At 55.8% G+C, this 9,654-nt stretch carries 11 protein-coding genes; 10 read left to right on the forward strand and 1 reads right to left on the reverse strand.

The annotated features are described in order from the left end of the window. Positions 1-96: 96 nt before the first annotated feature. The 10 genes from BIS10_RS03630 to BIS10_RS03675 all read left to right on the forward strand — a co-directional run bounded on the left by BIS10_RS03630 (position 97) and on the right by BIS10_RS03675 (position 8,593). Positions 97-2,610 carry a primase-helicase family protein gene (locus tag BIS10_RS03630; protein WP_253502580.1) on the forward strand — a complete coding sequence of 838 codons (2,514 nt, stop codon included), beginning with the start codon at positions 97-99 and terminating at the stop codon, positions 2,608-2,610. A gap of 55 nt (positions 2,611-2,665) precedes the next feature. Then, positions 2,666-3,583 carry a PD-(D/E)XK nuclease family protein gene (locus BIS10_RS03635; RefSeq protein ID WP_253502583.1) on the forward strand — a complete coding sequence of 306 codons (918 nt, stop codon included), beginning with the start codon at positions 2,666-2,668 and terminating at the stop codon, positions 3,581-3,583. Positions 3,584-3,586: 3 nt separating this feature from the next. Continuing rightward, the gene (locus tag BIS10_RS03640) at positions 3,587-3,919 is read left to right on the forward strand and encodes a hypothetical protein (protein ID WP_253502586.1); all 333 of its coding nucleotides are present in this window, start codon (positions 3,587-3,589) and stop codon (positions 3,917-3,919) included. Beyond that, the gene (locus BIS10_RS03645; protein ID WP_253502589.1) at positions 3,916-4,479 is read left to right on the forward strand and encodes a 3'-5' exonuclease; all 564 of its coding nucleotides are present in this window, start codon (positions 3,916-3,918) and stop codon (positions 4,477-4,479) included. The genes BIS10_RS03640 and BIS10_RS03645 overlap by 4 nt, the downstream gene beginning before the upstream one ends. Next, positions 4,451-5,860 (forward strand): DEAD/DEAH box helicase, encoded by a 1,410-nt coding sequence (locus tag BIS10_RS03650; RefSeq protein ID WP_253502592.1) that lies wholly within the window; start codon positions 4,451-4,453, stop codon positions 5,858-5,860. The genes BIS10_RS03645 and BIS10_RS03650 overlap by 29 nt, the downstream gene beginning before the upstream one ends. Before the next feature lie 10 nt (positions 5,861-5,870). Further along, positions 5,871-6,227: a DUF1922 domain-containing protein gene (locus BIS10_RS03655; protein ID WP_253502595.1), complete on the forward strand. Its 357-nt coding sequence runs from the start codon at positions 5,871-5,873 to the stop codon at positions 6,225-6,227. Continuing rightward, positions 6,227-6,592, forward strand: coding sequence for a hypothetical protein (locus tag BIS10_RS03660; protein ID WP_253502597.1), 366 nt, complete (start codon positions 6,227-6,229; stop codon positions 6,590-6,592). The genes BIS10_RS03655 and BIS10_RS03660 overlap by 1 nt, the downstream gene beginning before the upstream one ends. An 81-nt stretch (positions 6,593-6,673) precedes the next feature. After that, complete coding sequence (locus tag BIS10_RS03665) at positions 6,674-7,399, forward strand: hypothetical protein (RefSeq protein ID WP_253502600.1); 726 nt, start codon at positions 6,674-6,676, stop codon at positions 7,397-7,399. Positions 7,400-7,521: 122 nt separating this feature from the next. Next, positions 7,522-7,923 (forward strand): hypothetical protein, encoded by a 402-nt coding sequence (locus BIS10_RS03670; protein ID WP_253502603.1) that lies wholly within the window; start codon positions 7,522-7,524, stop codon positions 7,921-7,923. A 10-nt stretch (positions 7,924-7,933) separates the two neighbouring features. Further along, positions 7,934-8,593 (forward strand): LexA family transcriptional regulator, encoded by a 660-nt coding sequence (locus tag BIS10_RS03675; protein WP_253502606.1) that lies wholly within the window; start codon positions 7,934-7,936, stop codon positions 8,591-8,593. Between the two features lie 210 nt (positions 8,594-8,803). Here BIS10_RS03675 and BIS10_RS03680 read toward each other — a convergent pair whose 3' ends face one another. Continuing rightward, positions 8,804-9,583, reverse strand: coding sequence for a SapC family protein (locus tag BIS10_RS03680; protein WP_253502609.1), 780 nt, complete (start codon positions 9,581-9,583; stop codon positions 8,804-8,806). Between the last annotated feature and the right edge of the window lie 71 nt (positions 9,584-9,654).

Below are 9,654 nucleotides of genomic sequence, written 5' to 3' on the forward strand. Positions count from 1 at the left end.
TCACCTGCTGGGCTATCGGCACGGATGCCGATGGCCTAGAATTATACGCTTTGCGTATTAAAGATACGCTTTTGTGAACACCAACCGGAGAGGGCTATGTCAGCACCGATCAATTTTATATCGCCCACACAGAACGTCCGGTTATCCAAAACCATCACCAGCACCGGCGTTGTACCCTACCCCCGCGTTAAAAAGCTATCGTCAATCAGCCACCATGTCGAGTGCAGCCTAAGCGGATTGACCGAGCTACATGGATTGCTGGTCGACAACGCCAAAGCGGGTAACGCCCTACTCAAAGGCCCCATCAAAGAGCCGATCGTCAACGAGTCGCGTGCCGGTAAAACAGACACCAGGGCAAGTACCCCGCTGCTTGTGCTGGACATTGATGGATGGGTACCCGAAAACAAACTCGAAGCCCCTATAAAACAGACCGATTTAATCCGCGTCGCTGAGTCCGTTATCAACCTGCTACCCGAACCGCTCTGTTCGACCAGCTACATTGTCAACGCGTCAAGCTCCACGGGCACCAAGCCCAGCGGCGAGATCGGTCTGCACTTTTTCTTCCTCATGGATACGTCGCTGCACCCCTCGAACCTTGAGGCGTACTTCAAGTCGCTGAACTTTAGCAACGACACCATCCGCGACAAACTCTCACTGCAAGCGAGCCACATGAGCCTAAAGTGGATCGTTGATCCTGTCGTGGCTCGCAACGCACAGATCATCTACATCGCCAACCCAGAGTTCGTCAACCGTGAAGACCCCTTCGCCACACCCGAAGATCGCTGGGCGCTACAGACCAAAGACCGCCACACCTGCGACTTGTACGATGACGTAATGACCGTCAACCAAGCCGATGTGGACGGTCAAGCGACCAAGTTACTCAATAAGCTGCGCAACGAGCGCGGCCTGGGTAAATTCAAACCGCGCACCCGCACCTTGACCGTGATGGGCGAGCGGAAGAGCGTGCTGACCAACCCCGACAAGCTAGAGATGGAGCGCAACCCTGTCAAAGACGGCGACCACTTCGTTTACTGGAACGTCAACGGTGGTGACTCCAACGCTTACTACAACCCTATCTCCAACCCAGAGGTCATCTACAACTTCAAGGGCGAGCCACCTTTTCTGCTCAAGGTTGCCAACCAGGAAGCCTACGATCAATACATCCGAGACTTCGGCGAAACGATCCGCGAGGTTACTGAATCGCGACCGCTGCTCATTCACAACCTCAAACGAAAGGCCATCTTTGCCGTTGAGTATATACCCGCTCACAACGAAATCGTGGCGATCAACGAAATCATCCGCCAGAACGCCGAGGATTGGCTGGCCGGTTACGGCAAACCGATGCCCGACAACATCCCGACCTGGGATATCGAGTTCGACCCCCACGACCTCCGCGAGATCGACTGGGAAAAGTCTAAGATCAACACCTACAAAGCCACGGAGTACCTAAAGAACCCCCCGATGGTCATGCCGCAGTACAGCGGCGCAACACGAGAAAACAGTGTCGCGAAGCTACGCGACCTGTGCCCCACGATCCACGACGTGCTGCTTCATATCGCGGGTTCCAGCGAGCTTGAACTTGGCTACTTTCTCAACTGGCTGGCCTACGCCATGCAAAAACGCGACAAGGCGCACACCGCCTGGGTATTCAGCGGTGTTCCTGGTACCGGCAAAGGCGTGTTCTACGAACGCATCCTGCGCCCGCTGATCGGCGACCAGTATGCGGTGCGTAAGCGCCTTGACCACCTGGAAGAACAGTTCAACGCCTATCAAGAGAAAGCGCTGTTCCTGATCTGGGAGGAGTTCAGGCTCAAAGACTCGCAGCAGTCGGGCAAGCTGCTCAACAAGATGAAGGACGATATTACCGCCGACGAGGTGAACATTCGCGGTATGCGTGAAAACGTTCGACCGGCACGCAGCTACACCAACTACATCTTCTTCTCCAACCACACGGACGTGATTCCCATTGAGAAAGGCGATCGGCGCTTTAACATTGCCCCACCCCAGATGCGTCGTCTCGAACACGTCCACAAAGACATCCGCGACCGTATCAACAACGGCAATATCGAGAATGAGCTAGGTAGCTTCGCGGGCTTCATGCTGGCCTTCAACGTCGACGAGCAAGTGGCACGCACCGAGCGCAACAACGAAGCCAAGGAGCAGATGCGCCTCGCGGCAATGTCGCCGATGGATCAGTTCGCCAACGCCATCAACCAAGGTGACCTGGAGTTCTTCTACCGCATCGAAGATACCGAGTCAGCCGCCACGCCTGAAAAGGCCATGCGTCTCAAGGTGGCCAACTCGTGCCTCACCGCATGGCGCAAAGCGGCACTGCGCGGCGTGCCTGTTGACGTAACCCTCGACTCGCTGCATGTGTGCTTCGAGATCATCTTTGAGGACAAGATCGCCGCCATTCGGCTCCAATCGGCGCTCGTTAAGCGCGATGTGGTGTTCCGCCGCATCCTTAGCGGCAGCGGCAAACGCAAGAATGCCGTTAGCATCAACTGGAGCGTGTCGGCGGAAGAAGCTGCCCACCTTCACACCGACATCACCAACGCGTCACACCAACAACGCGACCCAGGCGATGAACCCAGTGCCCTGATGCACTAGACAACGGGGGCTGACGCCCCCTAATATACGCTGAGCGAATAATACAGAGGCCACCATGACCGACGACACCTTTGATCCAAAGGCGTTTAAAAAGCCGATGCGCTTGACGCCCAACGAACCAGCCCCTGCACCGGATAACGAAACCTTCAACCCGAAGGCCGTGGCCGGTCGCATTGCCGCAAAAGCCGAAGCCGATAAACAAGAGGAGATCGACCTTGCCAGCCGCCCATTAGGCCAGGTCAAAACGTGGTCGTTTTCTCGCCTAATGGCCTTCGAAAACTGCCCCTATTCGGTCTACCTCAAGTCCGTGGAGAAGGCACCCGATCCCTCCGGCCCCGCCGCTGAGCGCGGGACGATTATCCACGAGGCCATCGAGAACTACATCCAATGTGAAACAGATGTCATTCGTCCTGAGCTTGGTCGCGGGATGAAAGGCGTTGATCTCACGCCCTTTATGCCCCTCTACAACCGGCTACGTGAAGGCTACCAAGAGGGCCGCGTCGAAGTGGAAGGCGACTGGGGCTTTACCCGCGATTGGCAGCAAACCGGCTTCTTCGCCGATGACGTGTGGGCACGGGTCAAACTCGATGCCATCGAATTCCAGGGCAATGATCCCGCTACGGCCACCTCCGCACTAGCCGTAGATCATAAAACGGGAAGGCGCTTCGGCAACGAACTCAAGCACAACCAGCAAGGCATGGTGTACGCCATCGCCGCGTTCATGCGCTACCCCAACCTGGAGTTCGTCGAAACCAGCTTCGAGTACCTCGATCAGAACGATCGTATGGGCAACAAGTACACCCGCTCACGGGCCATGTTGCTCAAGCCGATGTGGGACAAGCGAGCCAATAAGCTCACCACGGCCACCGAGTTCCCACCCAAACCCTCCATGCACGCCTGCAAATGGTGCGCCCACGCCAAGGTTCAGGAAGGCGAGGACGCCCCGCGCTGTTCCTTCGCTTATCAGGAGTAAACCGTGACCACCCTAACCATTACCCAAGACGCCCAAAAGCGGTACCTGAAATCCGTGCTGAGTAACCTCACCGAGTACGGTTTCAACTACCGCTCCGTGTACCACACCGAAGCCATTCATGGCCTCACCATTGACCGTGCCATCGAAGTGGCATTTGCCAACAACGCTGTGCATATAGGTGTCACTCACACGGGCAACCGTGGCCGCAAGATCGGCCTACTACTCAATATCGAAGACGGCGTGCCACCCGCCGACCTTATTAGCGATGTAGGTGCCGCCCACAAAAACGACATCGCTATTGCCGAACGCTGCATCGCAGGAGGAACCGCCGCATGAGCGAAATATTTGTCAGTTTCGACCTCGAAACACTCCACACTCGCGCCGATGGTGTGATCCTCTCCATCGCTGCCGCTGCCCGTGTCGATGGCTCGATTGTCACGTTTTATTCGCACTGCGATATAACGTCCCAGCCCGACCGCTTCATTAGCGAAGACACTATCGCGTGGTGGAAAACCCAGGGCGAGACGTGGACAAAAACCTGCGCCGCGTGTGCCGAAGCCCCGCCCCTCGAACAAGTGCTGCGTGACCTCAATACATGGTACGCGTCACTCGGCACCGACAAAGACACCCTTTACCCCTGGGGTAACGGAGCCAATTTCGACATCGCGTTCCTCGAACACGCGTTCAACGAATGTGGCATGAAGCCCGCGTGGCAATACTGGACGACCCGCGACCTGCGCACGCTCAAAGACCTCGCCAAGCGTGCCGGTGGCTATGAACCCGTCACCCGCTACGGTGTGCATCACGACGCCCGCGATGACGCCATCACTCAGCTACTCGAAATCGAAAACTGCATGGAGGTGTTATATGGGTGTCCCGCTCCCGCCCTTGTTTGACCACCAAGCCAAAACCGTCGAACACCTTATCGCCAACGACCGGTCGCTCGACCTGTCCGACGCTGGTACCGGCAAAACGCGATCGCACCTGGAAGCCTTCTCCCGCCGAAAAGCGGCGGGCACAGCCCACAAGATGGTCGTCCTGGGCACCCTGTCGATCCTCGAACCGGCCTGGGCGGCTGACGTGGCCAAGTGGACGCCCCACTTGACCGCTGCCGTGGTGTACTCAGCAAAGCGCAAACGTGACTTGCCCCGTGCCATCGAAGCCGACGTGATCATCCTCAACCACGACGCCGTGAAGTGGATGGTCGATAGCAAAGGGAAACTGACCGATGAAGGAAAGCTCCTGGCCGATCACTGCGACGTACTGTGTATCGACGAATTCACGGCCTTTAAGCACCGTACCAGCCAGCGTAGCAAAGCTGCGTCCGCTATCCGACATCATTTCCCCGTCCGTTGGGCCTTGTCCGGTACCCCGAACAGCAATGGAATTTGCGATATTTGGCATCCTGTCTACATCATCGACGACGGAGAACGCCTGGGACGCGCCTTTTGGGGCTTTCGAGCGCAAGTATGTACCCCCATCCCCAACCACAACGTCCCAGGAGGAAATCATGTGGACTGGGTCGATAAAGAAGACGCCGAGCTTATTGTCGCCGATAAAATCCACGAGATAACCGTTCGCCACAAGCTCCGTGACTGTATTGATATGCCAGAGAACGTGGCCTACACCGTCGAGACGACGCTGCCCAAGAAACTCATGGCGCAGTACCAGGAAATGCAAAACGAAGCCATGCTGCTGTTGGAGTCCGGCGAGTACGTCAACGCCGTTCACGCAGGGGCTAAGATCAATAAGCTCTTGCAAATATGCAGCGGCGCGATCTACGACGGCGACCAGTACCACGTCCTGGATGACGCCCGTGTAAAGCTAGCCCTCGACCTCGCCCAAGAAGCCCCGCAAGCCTTGGTCGGTTTCAACTGGCGACACCAGCGTGACCAGCTAATGCGCGAAGCAGCCAAGCGCGGTATGAACTTCGCCGTGATCGACGGCGACGTGCCGGTGGCCAAGCGGGTGGAGATCGTCAACGAGTTCCAGGCGGGCAAGGTTCACTACATCTTCGCCCACCCGCAAGCCGCGGGCCACGGCCTAACGCTGACCCGTGGCACCCGCACCATCTGGACAAGCCCGACGTACAACGCCGAGTGGTTCCAGCAGTTCAACGCCCGTATCGACCGTGCCGGTCAGACCCAGCGCACGGAAACCATAATGATTGCCGCACGCGGCACTCGCGAAACCGCTGTCTACGAAAAGCTCAGCGGCAAACTCGAACGCATGGGCAACCTGCTCCACGTGTTCGCTGAAAGTACCTCAACCCGATAGGAGAACCACCATGACGACTTACAACCTCACCACCGCTGCCAACAACGCCGACCTGATCTTCGAAGCCGCCAAGCGCCTCAAAGCGGCCAAGACCCGCCTGGGCAATAAAGGCGACAAAGAACTCGAAGCCCGCGAAGAAGTACGCAAGTTGCAGGAAGAAGCCCACGCGGTCACCGGCAAGATGGTCAATAACCACGATATGTCCGACTGCCGCGATCTGGCCGACATCCAGCGCGACCTGAAAGCCGCCAATAACCGTCTGGACAAGGCCATCGAAAAAGCCCACGAGGACAAGGCCGCGATGCAAGAAGCCCTCGACGAACTGACCACGTTCCTGGAAGGCAACCAAGCGCAGGAGGCCGCCTAATGACCCTCGGCGAACTGATTGCCCGTCGCGAGCAGCTTCGCGACCAAAAACGTGCGCTCAACGACGAACTCAAAGCGATCGACGCTGAGCTAAATGAAAACGAAGCCGAGCTACTCGGTGCCCTCGACGCCGCTGGCCTCGAACACGCCAAGATCGACGGCGTTTCCGTGTCGATCAGCGAGCAAACCATGCCCAACGTGACGAATTGGGACGCCCTCTACGACTTCATTAAGTCGAACGACGCGTTCTACATGCTGCAACGTCGCGTGTCCACTGGCCCGTACCGTGAAATGCTGCAAATGGAACAAGAGGTTCCTGGCGTCGAGCCGTACATTCAACGAAAAGTCAACATGCGTTCCGCCTAGATAAAAATATACGCTCAGCGTATAATATAACCCTGCGAGGTCGATTGGGCCTCGCCTAACTGAACGATTGGAGAATGCCAAATGGCCAACTCAACTTCTAAGTCCGTCGCCGCTTTCCTGAAAGACCAAGACCAACTGCCCGCGCACCTTGCCCAAGACGCTGGCCTCGGTAACGAGAACGTTGGTACTGACGATCTGGCCATCCCGCGCCTTGATCTGATCCAGCAGCTCTCCCCGCAGATTGACAAGTCCTCACCCAAGTTCATCGAGGGTGCCGAGACGGGTCACATCTTCAACACGCTGACTGGCGAGGTCTACGACTACTGCTTCGTGATCAACCTGCAATACGAAAGCAAGTGGCAGATTTTCAAGAAGCGTAAGTTCGGCGGTGGCTTTGAAGGCAGCTTCGATGACGAAGCACAAGCCTTCGCGCACCTGGACGCCCAATCCCTGCCCCGTGAGCAGTACGACGTGGTAGAAACGGCCATCCACAAGTGCCTCAAGCTGGACGAAAACGGCAACCCCGACTGCCCCGTGCTGATCTACATGAGCGGCTCGAAGCAGAAGGTGTCCAAGAACTGGAACTCCGCGATCCAGTTGAAGAACCCGCAAGCCGCCCGCTTCGCCGGTGTCTGGACGCTGCAATCCGTACCAGAGAAGAACAAGCAAGGTCAGCCGTATCACAACTTCAAGGTAGACTTCGCGGGCTGGGCCGGTGAAGACCTCTACAACGAGGCCAAGCGTCTGTACGAAGGTCTTGTGTCCGGTGGCACAGATTCCTTAGCCAAGGAAAAGGAAGACGCGTAAGCGTTGATACAGAAGTCGAAACGACTTCTGTATGTAAGCCTTTTCCTACAACGAAAGCCGGTGTATTAGCACCGGCTTTTTTAACAATACTGGTTGCGCGTACAGTACCAACTGGCTAATCTATGAACGAACATTCTTTCATCAGAAGCGTCCATCGCCAGCTCCCCGCGTCGATTTATCGTTGGAAAATCAACGACAACTTCCAGGGCGGTGTGGCCGACGCTTATTACTCAGACAAAGGAGGAGATTTATGGATCGAGTACAAGTACCTCAAGGCGTTGCCCAAGCGACCCACCACCGAGATCAAAACCACCCTGTCTGCCCAACAAGCGTGTTGGCTCACCGAGCGACATAACGAAGGGCGTACCGTCGCCGTTGTCATTGGCTCACCTAGCGGGATCGTACTACTCACCTCCCCCGATGAATGGAACACGCCCTTGACATGCGCCGACTTTATACGCACAGCGATTGATAAACAGCGGCTAGTATCCTATATTGTCGAAACCACCACCTCGACAACTTAGGTATGCCCCTATGTCCCGTGTCATCACTGAACAAGACAAAGCGAACGCGCAGCGCCTAAAGGCGATTTATAACGCCAAAAAGAAACAACTGGGTATTACCCAAACCGACTTAGCCACACAGATCGGTATGAAACAAGGTGCAGCGGCTCAGTATATTAACGGCCATATCGCTCTTAATTACGAAGCCGTGATTCGTTTTGCCAAAGCGCTTCAAGTTGATCCGTGGGATATAGACCCGGAACTTAATGTATTAAGTGCCAAGGGCGAAGTCACCTCTCGGGAAGTAGCGGTTGATATTAAACAAACGCTATCTGGCTCAGGGAAGCCGCATCAAAAAGCCATTACGATTAGGTATGATGGAATGCCCGACCAGTTGTTAGGATTTGAAGCAGACAGTGATACGTACAGCCCGTTCTTAAAACCTGGAGATGTCGCTGTTATTGACCGCGCATTACAACCCGAAGTGGGTGATGATGTCGTGGTAGAGTTTGCCAATGGCCAATTAACCGTCGGTGAATTAGTTTGGCAATCGGCAAAAGAGATCACGGTAAAAAGCTACGCCAGCGGTGAAGAACGCACCAAGCCCGTCAGCGACGTGGCCAATTACGATGTAATCGTCGAAACCAAGCGTTCCCAGAAGAACCGCGCCCGCCGATTGAAACGGGCCTAACGCCCCATTTTCTTCGCACAAGGACGTGCGCCCCTCCAAATGATGCAAATTGACGCTTTTTGCTGTCACTAAATAGTCGAACGGTAACAGAATGTAACTGCACCTAAATTCGATTCGATATTCACCTAACTACCTGATTCAATAGGCAAATAACAAAAAACCGCTGCCAAATGTTCGACAGCGGCATTTTTCTGGCCAAAATGCCCATTCTCACGAGTCAAAATCAAACGTTAGCTCGTCATCATCCACACCATCGAGCACGCTATCCAGGTTTTCCGGTACTTCTTGGGTCGCGTGCTGGGCATGGAACTTAGCGCGCTCGCTTAATTGGCTAAGCTGGCTCATCGAAAACAGCTGGGCGTGAGCCAGTGCCATCGGGCCACCGCGTAACTGAGCATACGCCTCCCCTTCCAGGGCGTTTAAGGCTTTTTCATCGACACGGAACAAGCCGTTCACGCTGATCGGCTCTTGACCTTCGCCGCGTTCGAGCTTCAAGGGCCATTGTTCCATCACACCGGCCTCTGCCAAGGCGTTGACCGATCGCTGCGTCAGCTCGCGGTTTTGTTCGCATTGCTTGAGAAATTCCACCGTGCGCTGAACGGTCGGTGCCAAGTTGCCCGCTTCATCAAACAGCGGCTCGCCCTGCTCCTCGCTCAGGTGCGCTTGTTCCACACACAGGGCTTTTTGCCCCTCCTCGGTATTGGCGAGGGTAAAGGGATAACCGCGTAGTGAGGCAGGGACATAGCTGCCCAGCCAACGACCATCGCTATGCAGGTAGAGGTTGTTTTCACCATCCAGGCTCAATAAAGCAACCGCTTGATAGCCGGTTTCCTGCTGGATAAAACCCAGCGCGTAGTGCGGCAACAGCTTGGGTAATTCCGCCAATAGCACCGGTGCTACGGCCTGATTCACAGCAAAGGTATAACCTTGGCGGGGAAGGTAGGAATGGTCGGCGTGTTGGCTGCGTGAAAGTGCGATCCACTGAGGCATAGACCCTCCGCTTTTGAATAAAAAAGCCCCGACAAGGTCAGGGCAAAATACGTTGTCAAACACGGTCTTGC

The organism is Halomonas sp. 707B3 (assembly GCF_024158645.1).
Lineage (GTDB): Bacteria > Pseudomonadota > Gammaproteobacteria > Pseudomonadales > Halomonadaceae > Vreelandella > Vreelandella lionensis.

Bases quoted from the DNA above. Each gene is read 5' to 3' on its own strand.
- BIS10_RS03670 (WP_253502603.1), top strand. From the start codon at position 7,522: ATGAACGAACATTCTTTCATCAGAAGCGTCCATCGCCAGCTCCCCGCG.
- BIS10_RS03680 (WP_253502609.1), bottom strand. From the start codon at position 9,583: ATGCCTCAGTGGATCGCACTTTCACGCAGCCAACACGCCGACCATTCC.
- BIS10_RS03665 (WP_253502600.1), top strand. From the start codon at position 6,674: ATGGCCAACTCAACTTCTAAGTCCGTCGCCGCTTTCCTGAAAGACCAA.
- BIS10_RS03650 (WP_253502592.1), top strand. From the start codon at position 4,451: ATGGGTGTCCCGCTCCCGCCCTTGTTTGACCACCAAGCCAAAACCGTC.
- BIS10_RS03635 (WP_253502583.1), top strand. From the start codon at position 2,666: ATGACCGACGACACCTTTGATCCAAAGGCGTTTAAAAAGCCGATGCGC.
- BIS10_RS03655 (WP_253502595.1), top strand. From the start codon at position 5,871: ATGACGACTTACAACCTCACCACCGCTGCCAACAACGCCGACCTGATC.
- BIS10_RS03660 (WP_253502597.1), top strand. From the start codon at position 6,227: ATGACCCTCGGCGAACTGATTGCCCGTCGCGAGCAGCTTCGCGACCAA.
- BIS10_RS03675 (WP_253502606.1), top strand. From the start codon at position 7,934: ATGTCCCGTGTCATCACTGAACAAGACAAAGCGAACGCGCAGCGCCTA.
- BIS10_RS03645 (WP_253502589.1), top strand. From the start codon at position 3,916: ATGAGCGAAATATTTGTCAGTTTCGACCTCGAAACACTCCACACTCGC.
- BIS10_RS03630 (WP_253502580.1), top strand. From the start codon at position 97: ATGTCAGCACCGATCAATTTTATATCGCCCACACAGAACGTCCGGTTA.